This window comes from Paucibacter sediminis, assembly GCF_030254645.1.
GTDB lineage: Bacteria > Pseudomonadota > Gammaproteobacteria > Burkholderiales > Burkholderiaceae_C > Paucibacter_B > Paucibacter_B sediminis.
In genome coordinates this window covers 3,240,280-3,255,000 of the sequence record NZ_CP116346.1, presented here as the reverse complement: position 1 = coordinate 3,255,000, position 14,721 = coordinate 3,240,280, and the positions used below count along the sequence as shown (strand labels likewise).

The following is a 14,721-nucleotide window of genomic DNA, read 5'->3' as shown; positions in this document are numbered from 1 at the left end:
AGCAGGCGGAACTGCTTGATCTGCTCCACGCGGGCGAACTGCTTGTTGACCTTGTCGATCTCGCCCTGCACCAGCTCGCGCACCGCCGGCGCGCGGGTCAGGCTGGCGTAGTTGGAGAAGGGCACGTCGCGGTCCTGGGCGAACTTCTCGACGTTCTCCTGGTCGATCATGATCAGCACGCTGAGATAGGGGCGCTTGTCACCGATCACCACCGCGTCGGTGATGTAGGGCGAGAACTTCAGCTCGTTCTCCCATTCGCTGGGCGTGATGTTCTTGCCGCCGGCGGTGATGATGATGTCCTTCATGCGGTCGGTGATGCGGAAGAAGCCCTGCACATCCACCGTGCCCACGTCGCCGGTATGCAGCCAGCCGTCCTTGTCTATCGTTTCGGCGGTCTTCTCGGGCTGGTTCAGATAGCCCATGAAGACATTCGGGCCGCGCATCAGCAGCTCCTGGGTGTGCGGGTCCAGCCTGACCTCCACGCCATCGGCCGCCACACCGATGGTGCCCGGCCGCATCGCGTCGGGCCGCATGATGGTGCCCAGCGCACAGGACTCCGTCTGGGCCCAGCCCTCCAGCATCGGCACGCCCAGCGCGAGATACCAGCGGATCAGCTCCGGCGAGATCGGCGCCGCGCCGGTCAGCAGGGCCCGGCAGCGATGGATGCCCAGCATCTTGCGCACATTGTCCAGGGCCAGCAGGCGTGCCAGCCGGAACTTCAGCCGCAGGCCCACCGGCACGGCCCGCCCGGCCAGCACCAGCTCGGCCACGCGCGTGCCCACGCCCAGGCCCCAGGCATACACGGCCTGCTGCAGCGGCGAGGCCTCCTTGATCGCAATCGCGACGCCCGAATAGAACTTCTCCCACACCCGCGGCACGGCGAAGAACAGGGTGGGCGCGATCTCGCGCACGTTCTCGGCCACGGTGGCCGGGTTCTCCACGAAGTTCAGCACCGCGCCGGCGTACAGCGAGGCATAGGCACCCACCATGCGTTCGGCGATATGGCACAGCGGCAGAAAGCACATGCGCTCGTCGCGCCCGTCCTGTGGCAGGCCACGCACCGCCATGCGCATGCTGTAGACCAGGCCCGCATGGCTGTGCATGGCGCCCTTGGGTTTGCCGGTGGTGCCCGAGGTGTAGACCAGGATGGCCAGATCGCCGCCTTGGCGCGAGGCCAGGCGCTCGGCAAAGAGTGGCGCATGCCCGGCATCGTGGGCCCGCCCCAGTTCGCGCAGCGCCGCCAGGCTCATCACCATCGGATCGGCAAAGCGCTGCAGCCCGGCCATGTCGAAGACGATGATGTGGCGCAGCAGCGGCAACTCGGCGCGCACCTCCAGGGCCTTGTCGAGTTGCTCCTCGTCCTCCACGAACAGCAGCGTGGTCGACGAGTCGGCGCACAGATAATGCACCTGGCTGGCCGCATCGGTGGGGTAGATACCGTTGGTGACGCCACCGGCCGTCTGAATGCCCAGGTCGGCCAGCAGCCAGGGCAGCACCGTGTTGGCCAGGATGGAAGCGCAATCGCCCGGCTTGAAGCCCAGCGCCGCCAGCCCCATCGCGATCTCGCGCACCGCCACGCCGGTCTGCGCCCAGCTCCAGGCCGTCCACAGGCCAAGCTTCTTCTCGCGCAGAAACACCTGCGCGCCACGCTCGGCACAGGCATGCCAGAACACCTGCGGCAGGGTCTCGCCCGCCACCGACACCGGTTGGCGATCCACCGGCTGCAATGCGTCCCAGAGATTGCTCATGCTCGCTCGCCCCTAGCGCCAGGTTTTCTTCTTCTTCCAGCGCCGCTCGCCGCGCGCGCCGCTTTCCTTCATGCCGAGGTAGAACTCCTTGATGTCGTCCTTCTCGCGCAGGCGTTCACAAGCATCCTCCATCACGATGCGGCCGTTCTCCAGCACATAGCCGTAATCGGCCGCGTTCAGCGCCATATTGGCGTTCTGTTCCACCAGCAGCACGGTGGTGCCGCGCTCGCGGTTGATGCGCACCACGATCTCAAAGATCTCCTTGGTGAGCTTGGGCGAGAGGCCCAGGCTGGGCTCGTCCAGCAGGATCAGCTGAGGCCTGGCCATCAGCGCGCGCGAGATCGCCAGCATCTGCTGCTGGCCGCCCGAGAGCAGTCCGGCCGGCTGCGCCATGCGCTCGCGCAGGATGGCGAAGTAGCCGAACACCGCCTCCAGATCACGCGCCACGCCGTCGCGGTCGCTGCGCGTGTAGGCGCCCATCAGCAGGTTGTCGCGCACGCTCAGCAGCGGAAACACCTCGCGGCCCTCGGGCACATGGCTGAGGCCGGCGCGCACGATGGCCGCCGGGTCCTGCGCCGTGATGTCGCGGCCCAGGAAGCTGATGCTGCCCTTGCGCGGATCGAGGATGCCCGAGATGGTCTTCAGAATCGTGCTCTTGCCCGCGCCATTGGGCCCCAGCACGGTGGCGATCTCGCCCGTGCGCACCTGCAGGCTCACGCCGCGTATCGCCTTGATGGGGCCGTAGGCGCTCTCCACATTGGCAAGCGTGAGGATGGGCGCGGCGCTCGTGCCGATCATGGCCGGGGCCTCCGCAGCGAGCTGGCATCGTCGGCGCTGCCCAGATAGGCCTCGGCCACCCCCGGGTGCGCCTGCACCTCGGCCGGCGTGCCCAGCGCCAGCACCTCGCCCTGGTTCATCGCCAGCACGCGGTCCGAGACCTTGGAGACCAGGCTCATGTCGTGCTCCACCATCAGCACCGTGATGCCCAGATCGCGCTGGATGTCCTCGATCCAGAACGCCATGTCGCCGGTCTCCTCCACGTTCAGGCCCGAGGAGGGCTCGTCCAGCAGCAGCAGCTCGGGCTCGGTGGCCAGCGCGCGCGCCAGCTCCACCACCTTGCGCACCCCATAGGGCAGGCCCGCCACCAGGGTGTCGCGGTAATGCTGCAGGTCCAGGAAGTCGATCACCTCCTCCACCTTGCGGCGCGTCTGCCGCTCGGCCTCGCGCACGCGCGCGGTGAACAGCCATTCGCGCCAGAGGCTGCGGCGGTGGTGCACATGGCGGCCGATCAGGAGGTTCTGCAGCACGGTGGCATGCTCGAACAGCTCAATGTTCTGGAAGGTGCGCGCAATGCCCAGGCGCGCCACCCGATGCGGCGCCACCTGGGTCAAGACCTGACCCTTGTAGCGGATCTCACCGCTGCTGGGCTGGTAGATGCGGCTGATCAGGTTGAAGACCGTGGTCTTGCCGGCACCATTCGGGCCGATCAGCGTGAACACCTCGCCGCGCCGCAGCTCGAAGCTGACCTGGTTGACCGCCAGCACGCCGCCAAAGCGCAGGCTCAGCGCGTGCGCGGCGAGCAGGATGTCGGGTTCGGTGCCCAGGCTCATTTCAGCCGGTCCGATTTCTGGAAGGCCTTCTGGCGCTTGAACAGGCCGCGGCGGTAGAAGGGGAACAGCTGCAGCCAGGTGCGCGCCTTCAGCCAGCGCCCGTACAGGCCCAGGGGCTCGAAGAGCACGAAGCCGATCAGCACCAGGCCGTACACCGCCGCCTGCAGGCCCGGTGCCTCGCCGATGGCGGCGGGCAGGCCGTCCTTCAGCAGGGCGATCAGCTGCGGCATCGTGATCAGGAAGATCGCGCCCAGAAACGCGCCATGCACCGAGCCCACGCCGCCGATCACGATCATCAGGAGCAGGTCGATGCTCTGCAGGATGTTGAACTGGTCGGGCGAGAGAAAGCGGATCTTGTGCGCATACAGCGCCCCGCCCACCCCTGCCAGCGCCGCCGAGATCGCGAACGAGAGCGTCTTGTAATAGGCCAGGTGGATGCCCATGCTCTGCGCCGAGATCTCGGAATCGCGGATCGCCACGAAGGCGCGCCCGGTGGGCGAGCGCAGCAGGTTCAGCACCCCCAGGGTGCAGGCCACGGCCAGCAGCAGGCACACGAAGTAGAAGGACGCATCGGTATCGGCGGCCCAGCGCCAGCCACCCAGCTCGAGCTGCAGCGCCCCCACCATCTTGCCGGCATTGCCACCGGTGACGCTCTCCCAGCGCGCCAGCACCTCCTCGACGATGAAGCCGAAGGACAGCGTCGCGATGCCCAGGTAGATGCCCTTCACGCGCAGCGCCGGCAGGCCCACCACCGCCCCCACCGCGGCGGACAGCAGGGCCGCCATCGCGATCGACAGCGGAAAGGGCCAACCCTGCGCCGCCAGCACCGCCTGCGTGTAGGCGCCCACACCCAGAAAGGCCGCGTGCCCCATCGAGAACAGGCCCGTGAAGCCGGCCAGCAGCATCAGCCCCAGCCCGACGATGCCGTAGATCAGGATGAAGGTGAGCTGGGCCAGCCAATAGTCGTCCACGCCCCAGGGCGCCGCCAGCAGGGCCAGCAGGAGCAGGCCGTACCAGAAGCGCTGGCCGCCATGTTTGAACAGGTCGATGTCCTGGTCGTAGCTGGTCTTGAAAACGAAGCGCATCGCTGCCGGGCCCCTAGACCTTTTTGCGCAGCTGGTCGCCGAACAGGCCGTTGGGCCTGGCCATCAGCATCAGCAGCACCACCGCATAGGGCGTCACATCCTTGAAGCCCTCGGGCAGATAGAAACCCGCCAGCGCCTCCACCACGCCGATCACCAGGCCGCCGACGATGGCACCGGGCAGGCTGCCGAAGCCCCCCACCACCGCGGCCGGAAAGGCCTTCAGCCCGATCAGGCCCATATTGGCATGCACAAAGGTGATGGGCGCCAGCAGCAGGCCGGCGATCGCCGCCACCGCCGAGGCCAGGCCCCACACCAGGCTGTTGAGCCGGCGCACCGGGATGCCCATGTAGTAGGCGGCGATCTGGTTCTGCGAGGCGGCCTGCATCGCGATGCCCACCTTGCTGCGCTTGAACAGCAGGTAGAGGCCGGCGCACAGCAGCGCCGTCACGGCAATGATCACCAGTTGCTCCACCGCCAGCACCAGCCCGCCCAACTGCAGCAGCTCACCGCGGTAGGGCAGCTCCAGCGCATGGGTCTCGGTGCCGATGCCGGGAATCATGGTGATGGCGCCGCGCGCCACATAGCCCAGGCCCAACGTCAGCATGACGATGGAAAACGCCGGCTGGCCCAGGATGGGGCTGATCACCAGACGCTCCAGCGCCAGCCCGAACAGCGCCATCGCCGCGATCACCGCCGGCACCGCCGCCCAGGCGGGCAGGCCCAGGCCCGACAGCAAGGCCAGCCCCAGAAAGGCGCCCAGCATCATCAGATCGCCCTGCGCGAAGCTGACCGTCTCGGTGGCCTTGTAGATGAGCACGAAGCCCAGTGCGATCAGGCCGTAAATGCAACCCTGGGCCACGCCGCCGACCAGCACTTGCAAGACCTGCATCGAGGCACTGTCTCCACCTTGTTGTGGCCGTAGTTTTAACTAGGCTTTGCGGGCCTGTATGCCCGAGGAAACCCGTGCGCCTGTCGCCCCCGAAGCGGACAAAAGCCGGACATGAAAAAACCCGCCGGAGCTCGCGCTCGGGCGGGTCTGGCGCGCCGTGCGGCCGCCTATTCTTCCTGGAAGGCTTCCTCGCGCTTGCTCTTGATCGAGGGCAGCATCACGATCACCACCAGCAGCAGGGCCGCCACCAGCAGGCCGGCCGACAGCGGCCGCGTGAAGAAGGTGCCCCAGTCGCCGCGCGACAGCAGCAGCGCGCGGCGCAGGTTCTCTTCCATCATGGGCCCGAGAATGAAGCCCAGCAGCAGCGGCGCCGGCTCGCAGCTCAGCTTGTAGAACACATAGCCCACCACCGCAAAGGCCGCCGTCATGTAGACGTCGAAGGCGTTGTTGTTGAGCGAGTAGGTGCCGATGCAGCAGAAGGTCACGATGGCCGGGAACAGGAAGCGGTAAGGCACCGTCAGCAACTTGATCCAGATGCCGATCAGCGGCAGGTTCAGCACGATCAGCATCAGATTGCCCACCCACATCGAGGCGATCAGGCCCCAGAACAGCTCGGGGTTGCTGGTCATCACCTGCGGGCCGGGCTGAATGCCCTTGATGGTCATCGCACCCACCATCAGCGCCATCACCGCATTGGGCGGGATGCCCAGGGTCAGCATCGGGATGAAGCTGGTCTGCGCGCCGGCGTTGTTGGCCGACTCAGGCCCGGCCACACCCTGGATGGCGCCCTTGCCGAAGGGCACGCGCGGGTTGCGCACGGCCTTCTTCTCCAGCGTGTAGGAGGCGAACGAGGCCAGCAGCGCGCCGCCGCCCGGCAGCACGCCGAGGATGGAACCCAGCGCGGTGCCGCGCAGCACCGAGGGCCAGGCTTCCTTGAAATCCTCCTTGGTGGGCCACAGGCCCTTCACATCCTTGGTGAAGACCTCGCGATGCTCGGCCGGCTGGCCCAGGTTGGCGATGATCTCGCCGAAGCCGAACACGCCCATCGCGATCACGACGAAGCCGATGCCGTCGGTGAGCTCGGGGATGTCGAAGGAGAAGCGCGGCGTGCCCGAGATCACATCGGTGTTGATCTGGCCCAGCAGCAGGCCCAGCAGAATCATCGAGATCGCCTTGATCAGCGAACCCGAGGCCAGCACCACCGCGCCGATCAGGCCCAGCACCATCAGCGAGAAATACTCGGCCGGGCCGAACTTGAAGGCCAGCTCGGTGAGCGGCGGCGCAAAGGCCGCGATGATCACCGTGCCCACGCAACCGGCGAAGAAGGAACCCAGGCCGGCCGCCGCCAGCGCCGCACCGGCACGCCCCTGACGCGCCATCTGGTAGCCGTCGATCGCGGTCACCACCGAGCTCGACTCGCCCGGCACATTAATCAGGATGGCAGTGGTGGAGCCGCCGTACTGCGCGCCGTAATAGATGCCCGCCAGCATGATCAGCGCGGGCGTCGCATCCAGCGCGTAGATCGAGGGCAGCAGCATCGCGATGGTGGCCACCGGGCCCAGGCCTGGCAGCACGCCGATCAGGGTGCCCAGCAGCGCACCGCCCAGGCAGTACAGCAGGTTTTGGACCGTCAGGGCGGTATGAAAGCCCAGCGCCAGATTGCTCAAGAGATCCATGGCGCGCTCCTCAGTTGACCAGGAAGGTGGGCCACACGGGGATCACCAGTTTCAAACCCCAGATAAAGACGACCCAGCTGCCTATCGTCAGGATCACGCTGTTGAGCAGCGCATCCTTCCAGTGGAACTCGTCACCGGCCAGGGCCGACACGAAGATCAGCAGCGGCAGCGTCGCCACCAGGCCCAGCTTGGGCAGCGCCAAGCCGAACATCAGGATCGCGCCGACGATCAGCAGCAGCGGCTTCCAGGCAATGCTGCCGATCGGATCGCCACCGGCCGATTCGATCGTCAAGGCCTTGAACAGCACCAGCGCGCCCAGCAGGGCCAGCAGCACCCCCAGGCCGAAGGGGAAGTAACCGGGGCCGGGGCGGGCCGAGGAGCCAAAGCTGTATTCGGTGGACCCCCAGGCGAAGGCAATGCCCACCAGCAAGAACATCAGCCCCGACCAGAAGTCTCTCTGGCTCTTGATCTTCATAGCGAATCCTCGCGTCGATATCTTTGACGCGCGATTCTAGGCAGCGGGGGTGCCCCGCCCTGTGTGGTTTCCACGTAAGGAGAAACAGCCTGTCAGCCTTCCTATTAGCCTTCCCACTGCGGGGTGCTGCGCAGCACCTCGTCCAGCGTGGTCATGCCCTCGGCCACCTTCATCGCACCGGCCAGGCGCAGCGGGCGCAGGCCCTCCTGCACCGCCACCCGGCGCATCGCCGAGGTGTCGGTGACCGGATGCAGATGCGCTTTCACCCCCTCGCTGAGGGTCAGCAGCTCGTACAGGCCGGCGCGGCCGCGGAATCCGGTGTTGCGGCATTCCAGGCAGCCCACCGGCTGGTAGGGTTTGACGCCGCCATTCATGCGCCAATGCTTGAGCATGTCGTTGAGGCTGTCGCGCGTCACCGCCGGATCGGGCTTCTTGCAATGCACGCACAGGGTGCGCACCAGGCGCTGCGCCAGCACGCCGATCACGGTGGCATTGATCAGGTAGCTGGGCACGCCCAGGTCGGTGAGGCGGGTGATGGCCGAGACGGCATCGTTGGTGTGCAGGGTGCTGAACACCAGGTGGCCGGTCAGCGAGGCCTGGATCGCCATCTCGGCCGTCTCCAGATCGCGGATCTCGCCCACCATGATGATGTCCGGGTCCTGCCGCATCAGCGCACGCAGGCCCTCGGCAAAGCCGAAGTCCAGCGCCGTCTGTACCTGGGTCTGGTTGAAGGCCGGCTCGATCATCTCGATCGGGTCCTCCACGGTGCAGACGTTCACCTCCTCGGTGGCCAGGCGCTTGAGCGTCGAGTACAGGGTGCTGGTCTTGCCGCTGCCGGTCGGGCCGGTCACCAGGATGATGCCGTGGGGCTGGGCGGTGAGGCGGTTCCAGCGCTCCGCGTCGTGGGCGGTGAAGCCGAGCTGGTCGAGGTCCTTGACGGCGGTATCGGGGTCGAAGATGCGCATCACCATCTTCTCGCCGAAGGCGGTGGGCAGGGTCGAGAGCCGCATTTCCACTTCGTCGCCGGCGGGGTTGCGCGTCTTGATACGGCCATCCAGCGGGCGGCGGCGCTCCACCACGTCCATGCGGCCCAGCAGCTTGATGCGCGAGGTCATCGCGCTCATCACCGAGGGCGGCAGCTGGTAGACGGTGTGCAGCACGCCGTCGATGCGAAAGCGGATCACGCCCATCTCGCGGCGCGGCTCGAGGTGGATATCGCTGGCGCGCTGGTCGAAGGCGTATTGCCACAGCCAGTCCACCACCTGCACCACGCCCTGGTCATTGGCATCCAGCTGCTTGTTGCTGCGGCCCAGCTCCACCAGCTGCTCGAAGCTGGAGACCTGGGTGACCTCGCCGGTCTTGGTGGCGGCACGCACCGAGCGCGCCAGCGTGAAGAACTCGGTGGTGTAGCGCGCGATCTCCAGCGGGCTGGCGATCACCAGCTTGATGCTCTTGCGCGTGTGCGATTCGATCTGCGCCACCCAGGCGGTGTCGAAGGGTTCGGAGGTGGCGATGGTCACGTCCGTCAGGCCCACCATCACCGGCAGGCAGCGCTTGGCCTCGGCATAGCCCACCGACATCACATCGGCGATGCGGCCCACGTCCACCTTGAGCGGGTCGATGCGCAGATAGGGCAGCTTCAGGTGCGTGGCCAGCCACTCGGAGAGGGCATCCACATCCAGCGGCTTGCCATTGGCCACCCGCGTCAGCCCCGCATGGCCCAGGCGCACCAGCGGATGCAGGGAGCTGTCGCCCGCCGCGAAGCGCTGCTCGGTGCGCAGCACCTGGGCCTCGTCGATCACGCCGTCCTCGCGCAGCCAGTGCAGCAGCTTGCGCCACTCCAGACGCCCGGCCGGCGGGGCCGCCGCAGCGCCCGTGGCGGCCGGGCCGGCCGGGACCGAGTCGCTGCCGCTCTTGCTGCTGGTGTGCTTGCTGCTGTTCATGTCTGGGGCTCGGCCACGAGCTGGTTGATGATGGACAGGGGCAGCGGCCTCACCAGGCGCAGCCATTTGCGCGCCGGCAAGTCGTACTGCGACTCGATGGTAGCCGCTCGGCGCTCGAGTTCCTCGCGCTCCGGCACCTGCACGCCGCGCGCCGCCACCACGATGGTATTGCCCTCCTTGGTGGGCGCCAGGCTCCACACCTGGTTGCTGCCGAACACCTTGGCAATGCGCGCCGCGCTGCGCGCAAAGCTGGCATCGCGGCCGAACAGGTTCACCGTCATCAGCCCGCCGTCGGCCAGCAGGCCGCGGCAATGCGCGTAGAAGGCCTCGTCGTCCAGCACCGGCGAGGCGGCGTCGTGGTCGTAGAGATCCACATTCAGCACCTGCACGGTCTGCAGGCGCTCAGGCTCGGTCACCCAGCGCGCGGCGTCCTCGTTGTAGACGGTCAGGCGCGCGTCGTCCTCGGGCAGGTGGAACCAGGCGCGGCAGGCCGAGATCACCGTCGGGTTGATCTCCACCGCGCTGGTGCGCATGCGCAGCACCTTGTGGCAGAAGCGCGTGATCGCGGCGGCGCCCAGGCCCAGCTGCACCGCATGGCCCTGGCGCAGCTCGGCGCTGTCGCGCCACAGCATCCAGGCCATCATGCGCTGCACATATTCCAGCTCCAGGGCCTGGGGCTTGCGGATGCGCATGGCGCCCTGCACCCAGATGCTGTCCAGGTGCAGAAAGCGTACGCCGTCGAATTCGCTCAGCGTGGCCGGCGTCCAGGTGCGGGCGCTCTTGCCCGTCTTCAGCTTGCCGCTCATTGCTTGGCCACCCATTCGCGCACCGCGGCCAGCATCGCGTCGAGCCGGCGGCGGTCGAGCAGCCGGCCCTGCGTGACGACGGCCTCGATCTGGCGCGTCGCCGCGATGTCGGCCAGCGGATTGGCGCGCAGTACGACGATGTCGGCCACCTTGCCGGCGGCCAGCGCACCATGCTGTTCGAGTTTGCCGAGAAAGCGCGGCCCGGCGATCAGCGACGACGCCAGCGCCTGCTGCGGCGTCAGGCCGTTCTTCACATAAAGGGCCAGCTCGTCGTGCAGCGCCTGGCCCGGGTAGTCGAAGGAGTTCAGGAAGCCGGCGTCGGTGCCGGCGACGATGGCCACACCCTCCTGCGCCAGCAGCGGCAGCAGCGCGGCCGCCTTCTCGTAGTTGGCATGCCGGTAGGCAATTGCCTCGGGGCCGTCCAGCGCCGCGCGCTTGACGCGCCAGTCGTAGGTCTGGCGCAGCTTCGGGCCGATGTACTGCAGGTAGCTGTCGCGCGCGTGGTCGTCCTCGTCCAGATAGGCGGTGATGCGGATCACCGACAGCGTCGGCACGACGGCCGTGCCGCGCGCGGCCAGGCGGCGGAAGGCGGCGCGCGCGGTCGCCTCGTCGAACGTGGCCAGGCTCTGCTCGGCCGCCGCGCGGCCGGTGATCGCGCCGCTGACGACCTGGGCCGTCAGCTCGGCCTCGCGCGGCGTGGCCGCGCGCAGCAGGTAGGGCATGTGCTCGACCGTGCCCAGGCCCGCCTCCGCCGCCTGGTCCAGCGTCACCTGCGCATGCAGGTGGGCCGAGCTCGGCAGGCCGCGCGCCCTCGCCTGGCGCAGCGCGTCGAGGTAGATGTCGGCGCGCATCGTGTTCTCGGTGATCTTGACGAAGTCGGCCTTGGCCGCCTTCAGCCGGTCCAGCGCCTGGCCCACCTCTTCGGGCGTGCCCACCTCCTGCGTGCCCTTCCAGAGCGGCTTGTAGCCCTCGAGCTTGGCGCCCGAGGCCAGGATCGTCGGCCCCAGCAGCGTCCTGGCGGCGATCTCGTCGCGCCACTGCAGCACGGTGTCGCTGAGGTCGCCGGCGCAGTCGCGCACGGTCGTGATGCCATGGGCCAGGTACAGGGGCAGCAGCTGCTTGTTCTCGTCGATCAGCTCGGTGCCACCGCCGAAATGCACATGGTTGTCCCACAGCCCGGGAATCAGGTAGCGCCCCTTCAGGCTCAGCGTGCGGCCTGCCTTGTAGGCGCCGAGCCGGCGCTGGTCGACGACGGCGACGATGCGGTCGCCGCGCGTGACCACCGCCTGGCCCCGCAGCAGGCGGCCGCCCGCCACGTCGACGACGGTGGCGTCGCGCAGGACCAGGTCGACCTTCTGCGGCGCGGCGCCGGCCTGCCCCGCCCAGGCCGCCAGCGCGGCCACCAGCAATTTCTTCATCGGCAACATCTCGGAACTACTTTCTCAGTCGCCCAGCGCGCGCCAGGCCTTCAGCTTGTCATCGTAGGCCATCGTGTAGGCCGGGCTCGACGAGGGCAGGTTCAACACGCGCCAGCGTGCGCGGCTCGCCCCCAGCTGACGCAGCCCCAAACGCGCGGCCGTGCCGCCATTGAAGCCAATCGTCTCGAGCCGCGGCAGCTCGGCCAGCAAGGCGCTCAGGTCGCTGGTCCGCGGCTCGCGGATGCTGCTGTCGAGGCTGCCCTCGCGCTCGGTCTCGGTGATCACGTCCCACAGCGCGACCTGGCGCGCGCGCAGCCGCTCGAGCCGCGCCGCGTAGGCCAGGCCGGCCAGATCCTCGCCCAGCACGTCACCGAGCAGGCGCCAGAACTGGTTGCGTGGGTGGCCGTAATACTGCTGCGCCTGCAACGAGGCGACACTGGGGAAGCTGCCCAGCAGCAGCAGGCGCGCCGACGGCGTCCAGATAGGGGCCAAACCCACTAGACGCGGGCCCTCGCCTGCCCGTGCAATCGGAGCCAGCGTCTCATTTCTTTCAAAGGGAGTTTTCTGCAAATGAATACCGCCGCAAATACCGAAGCCATCTGGCATTTTCTCAGCACCCAGGGGGCCGACTTCGGGCTCAAGATCCTGGCGGCCCTGGCCGCCTGGGTGGTGGGCCGCTGGCTGATCAATCTGCTGGTGCGCGTCTTCACGGCCGCGCTGGAGCGCGGCAAGCGCATCGACTCCACGCTCTCCACCTATCTGCGCTCCATCCTCACGGTGCTCCTGAACATCGTGCTGGTGCTGGCGATCCTGGACATCTTCGGCATCCAGACCACCTCGTTTGCCGCCCTGCTGGCCGGCGCGGGCCTGGCGATCGGCACCGCCTGGGGCGGCCTGCTGACCCATTTCGCCGCCGGCGTCTTCATGCAGGTGCTGCGCCCCTTCAAGGTGGGCGACTTCGTGCAGGTGGGCGGCGTGGTCGGCACCGTCACCGAGATCGGCCTGTTCGGCACCACCGTGACCACGCCGGACAATGTGCAGACCATCGTCGGCAACAACAAGATCTTCTCGGACACGATCCAGAACTTCTCCACCCTGCCGCATCGCCGCGTCGATTGCGTGGCCAAGGTGGCCAACTCGGTGGACCCGCTGGACGCGATCGCGCGCCTGCGCAGCGCCGTGGCCGCGATCCCGAACGTCAAGGCCACACCGGCCCCCGACATCGAGATCATGAGCTTCACCCCCGAGGGCCCGCTGCTGTGCGTGCGCCCCTACGCCCACACCGACCACTACTGGCAGGTCTACTTCGACACCCACAAGGCGGTGGTGGCGACCTTTGGCGCGGCCGGCTATCCGGTGCCGGAGACGCCGATCACGCCGCGGAATCGCTAAGGCAGGCGCGCTAGGTCAGACGCGGCAAGGCCGCGCGCACATTCGCGCTGGTGATGGCCGCGGTCTGGGCCGGCGTCCAGCCGCGCAGCGCCGCCAGGCTCTGCGCAATGCGCGGCAGCTCGGCCGGCTCGTTGCGTGCGCTATCGCCGGCGGCGCGTTGCTCGATCGTCTTGTAGAGCCAATGCGGCGGGATGTCCGGTGCATCGGTTTCCAGCACCAGGGCCTGCTCGGACAGCTCGGCCGCCAAGCGGCGGATCTGCAGGGAGCGATCAAAGGTCAGCGTGCCGCCAAAGCCCAGCTTGAAGCACAGTTCGACAAAGGCCGCCGCCTGCTGGGCGCTGCCGTTGAACGCATGGGCAATGCCGCCGCGCACGCCAACGCGTCGCAGGCCGGCCAACAGCTGATCGGCGCTGCGCCGCACATGCAGAATGACCGGCAGCTCGAAGCGCCGCGCCAGCTTCAACTGCTCCAGATAGAAATGCTGCTGGCGCTGGACGTCGATGCCGGGCACAAAGAAGTCCAGCCCGATCTCGCCCACCGCCACCAGGCGAGGGTCGCCATGATGCTGCTCCAGCGCCTCGGCCAACAGGGCCAGGTCTTGCTCGCCGGCCCGCATCACATACAGGGGATGGATGCCCAGCGCGTAGACATAGTCGTGCTGGTGGGCAAGGTCGCGCACGCTCTCGAAGTTCGCGGCCGCTACGGCCGGAATCACGATCTGCGCCACGCCCGCCGCCCTTGCGCGCGCCACCACCGCCTCACGATCCGCGTCGAACTCCGGCGCGTCCAGATGGCAGTGGCTGTCGATCCACACTAGCGGAACACCACCGTGCGATTGCCATTCATCAGCACGCGGTGCTCGGCATGCCATTGGATCGCGCGGGCCAGGGTCACGCATTCCACGTCGCGGCCGATCGCCACCAATTGCTCGGGCGGCATGCTGTGGTCGATGCGCGCCACCTCCTGCTCGATGATGGGGCCCTCGTCCAGGTGCGAGGTGACGTAATGGGCGGTGGCGCCGATCAGCTTGACGCCGCGCTCATGCGCCTGGTGATAGGGCTTGGCGCCCTTGAAGCTGGGCAGGAAGCTGTGGTGGATGTTGATGGCCCGGCCCGAGAGGTACTCGCACAGCGCGGGCGAGAGGATCTGCATATAGCGCGCCAGCACCACCAGGTCGATGCGGTTCTCCTCGATCACCTCGCGGATCTTGCGCTCCTGGGCCTGCTTCTGCTCCTCGCTGGCGTTGAGCAGCGGGAAGTGGTGAAACGGGATGTTGTGCGAGGCCGCGAGTTGGTAGAAGTCGCGGTGGTTGGAGACGATGGCCGGGATCTCGATCGGCAGATGGTTGGTCTGCACGCGGAACAGCAGGTCGTTGAGGCAATGGCCCAGCTTGGAGACCAGCAGCAGCACGCGCGTCTTGGCGGCGCTGGCCACCAGCTCCCAGTCCATCTGCAGGCGCTCGGCATGGCCGGCAAAGGCCTGGCGCAGCGCCTGGGCCTCCACCGGGCGGGCGCATTCGAACTCGATGCGCATGAAGAAGCGCTGGTGCGCCGCGTCGCCATGCTGGGCCGAGGTGAGGATGTTGCCGCCCTGCTCCAGCAGAAAGCCGGTGACGGTGTGCACGATGCCGGGCTGGTCGGGGCAGCTGAGCTTGAGGATGAAGCGGGTGGTCATGCGCG

At 67.9% G+C, this 14,721-nt stretch carries 14 protein-coding genes (1 of these 14 only partly in view); 1 reads left to right on the top strand and 13 read right to left on the bottom strand.

The features are described from left to right. The 11 genes from PFX98_RS15085 to PFX98_RS15035 all read right to left on the bottom strand — a co-directional run. Positions 1 to 1,748: the 5' portion of an AMP-dependent synthetase/ligase gene (locus PFX98_RS15085; RefSeq protein ID WP_285231319.1), read on the bottom strand. Its footprint begins 112 nt before the window's first position; 1,748 of the gene's 1,860 nt are visible here — the first part of the coding sequence; its start codon is at positions 1,746 to 1,748; the stop codon falls past the left edge of the window. Between the two features lie 12 nt (positions 1,749 to 1,760). Further along, positions 1,761 to 2,546, bottom strand: coding sequence for an ABC transporter ATP-binding protein (locus PFX98_RS15080; RefSeq protein WP_285231318.1), 786 nt, complete (start codon positions 2,544 to 2,546; stop codon positions 1,761 to 1,763). Next, positions 2,543 to 3,358 (bottom strand): ABC transporter ATP-binding protein, encoded by an 816-nt coding sequence (locus PFX98_RS15075; protein ID WP_285231317.1) that lies wholly within the window; start codon positions 3,356 to 3,358, stop codon positions 2,543 to 2,545. The genes PFX98_RS15080 and PFX98_RS15075 overlap by 4 nt, the downstream gene beginning before the upstream one ends. Next, on the bottom strand, positions 3,355 to 4,443 hold the full coding sequence (locus tag PFX98_RS15070; protein ID WP_285231316.1) for a branched-chain amino acid ABC transporter permease: 1,089 nt from the start codon (positions 4,441 to 4,443) through the stop codon (positions 3,355 to 3,357). Before PFX98_RS15070 ends, PFX98_RS15075 begins: the two co-directional genes overlap by 4 nt. A gap of 13 nt (positions 4,444 to 4,456) precedes the next feature. Next, positions 4,457 to 5,332 carry a branched-chain amino acid ABC transporter permease gene (locus PFX98_RS15065; RefSeq protein ID WP_285231315.1) on the bottom strand — a complete coding sequence of 292 codons (876 nt, stop codon included), beginning with the start codon at positions 5,330 to 5,332 and terminating at the stop codon, positions 4,457 to 4,459. 167 nt (positions 5,333 to 5,499) lie between these two features. Continuing rightward, a complete protein-coding gene (locus PFX98_RS15060) occupies positions 5,500 to 7,008 on the bottom strand; it encodes a tripartite tricarboxylate transporter permease (RefSeq protein ID WP_285231314.1) in 1,509 nt (502 codons plus the stop codon). A gap of 10 nt (positions 7,009 to 7,018) precedes the next feature. Continuing rightward, positions 7,019 to 7,483, bottom strand: coding sequence for a tripartite tricarboxylate transporter TctB family protein (locus PFX98_RS15055; RefSeq protein ID WP_285231313.1), 465 nt, complete (start codon positions 7,481 to 7,483; stop codon positions 7,019 to 7,021). 104 nt (positions 7,484 to 7,587) lie between these two features. Continuing rightward, positions 7,588 to 9,426: a type IV pilus assembly ATPase TfpB gene (tfpB, locus tag PFX98_RS15050; RefSeq protein WP_285231312.1), complete on the bottom strand. Its 1,839-nt coding sequence runs from the start codon at positions 9,424 to 9,426 to the stop codon at positions 7,588 to 7,590. Further along, positions 9,423 to 10,232 carry a class I SAM-dependent methyltransferase gene (locus PFX98_RS15045; protein ID WP_285231311.1) on the bottom strand — a complete coding sequence of 270 codons (810 nt, stop codon included), beginning with the start codon at positions 10,230 to 10,232 and terminating at the stop codon, positions 9,423 to 9,425. The genes tfpB and PFX98_RS15045 overlap by 4 nt, the downstream gene beginning before the upstream one ends. Then, the gene (locus tag PFX98_RS15040) at positions 10,229 to 11,650 is read right to left on the bottom strand and encodes an amidohydrolase family protein (protein ID WP_285231310.1); all 1,422 of its coding nucleotides are present in this window, start codon (positions 11,648 to 11,650) and stop codon (positions 10,229 to 10,231) included. The genes PFX98_RS15045 and PFX98_RS15040 overlap by 4 nt, the downstream gene beginning before the upstream one ends. Before the next feature lie 24 nt (positions 11,651 to 11,674). Then, positions 11,675 to 12,148 carry a DNA-deoxyinosine glycosylase gene (locus PFX98_RS15035; protein WP_285231309.1) on the bottom strand — a complete coding sequence of 158 codons (474 nt, stop codon included), beginning with the start codon at positions 12,146 to 12,148 and terminating at the stop codon, positions 11,675 to 11,677. A 72-nt stretch (positions 12,149 to 12,220) separates the two neighbouring features. On the opposite strand from PFX98_RS15035, the gene PFX98_RS15030 reads away from it, so the two are divergent. Continuing rightward, a complete protein-coding gene (locus tag PFX98_RS15030) occupies positions 12,221 to 13,042 on the top strand; it encodes a mechanosensitive ion channel family protein (RefSeq protein WP_285231308.1) in 822 nt (273 codons plus the stop codon). Positions 13,043 to 13,052: 10 nt separating this feature from the next. On the opposite strand, the gene PFX98_RS15025 is transcribed toward PFX98_RS15030, so the two are convergent. Together PFX98_RS15025 and purU are read right to left on the bottom strand one after the other, a co-directional pair. Further along, positions 13,053 to 13,856: a TatD family hydrolase gene (locus PFX98_RS15025; RefSeq protein WP_285231307.1), complete on the bottom strand. Its 804-nt coding sequence runs from the start codon at positions 13,854 to 13,856 to the stop codon at positions 13,053 to 13,055. Further along, positions 13,856 to 14,716 carry a formyltetrahydrofolate deformylase gene (purU, locus tag PFX98_RS15020; RefSeq protein WP_285231306.1) on the bottom strand — a complete coding sequence of 287 codons (861 nt, stop codon included), beginning with the start codon at positions 14,714 to 14,716 and terminating at the stop codon, positions 13,856 to 13,858. Before purU ends, PFX98_RS15025 begins: the two co-directional genes overlap by 1 nt. Positions 14,717 to 14,721: the final 5 nt, after the last annotated feature.

Bases quoted from the DNA above. Each gene is read 5' to 3' on its own strand.
- purU (WP_285231306.1), bottom strand. From the start codon at position 14,716: ATGACCACCCGCTTCATCCTCAAGCTCAGCTGCCCCGACCAGCCCGGC.
- PFX98_RS15080 (WP_285231318.1), bottom strand. From the start codon at position 2,546: ATGATCGGCACGAGCGCCGCGCCCATCCTCACGCTTGCCAATGTGGAG.
- PFX98_RS15040 (WP_285231310.1), bottom strand. From the start codon at position 11,650: ATGAAGAAATTGCTGGTGGCCGCGCTGGCGGCCTGGGCGGGGCAGGCC.
- PFX98_RS15045 (WP_285231311.1), bottom strand. From the start codon at position 10,232: ATGAGCGGCAAGCTGAAGACGGGCAAGAGCGCCCGCACCTGGACGCCG.
- PFX98_RS15030 (WP_285231308.1), top strand. From the start codon at position 12,221: ATGAATACCGCCGCAAATACCGAAGCCATCTGGCATTTTCTCAGCACC.
- PFX98_RS15065 (WP_285231315.1), bottom strand. From the start codon at position 5,332: ATGCAGGTCTTGCAAGTGCTGGTCGGCGGCGTGGCCCAGGGTTGCATT.
- tfpB (WP_285231312.1), bottom strand. From the start codon at position 9,426: ATGAACAGCAGCAAGCACACCAGCAGCAAGAGCGGCAGCGACTCGGTC.
- PFX98_RS15055 (WP_285231313.1), bottom strand. From the start codon at position 7,483: ATGAAGATCAAGAGCCAGAGAGACTTCTGGTCGGGGCTGATGTTCTTG.
- PFX98_RS15075 (WP_285231317.1), bottom strand. From the start codon at position 3,358: ATGAGCCTGGGCACCGAACCCGACATCCTGCTCGCCGCGCACGCGCTG.
- PFX98_RS15060 (WP_285231314.1), bottom strand. From the start codon at position 7,008: ATGGATCTCTTGAGCAATCTGGCGCTGGGCTTTCATACCGCCCTGACG.
- PFX98_RS15070 (WP_285231316.1), bottom strand. From the start codon at position 4,443: ATGCGCTTCGTTTTCAAGACCAGCTACGACCAGGACATCGACCTGTTC.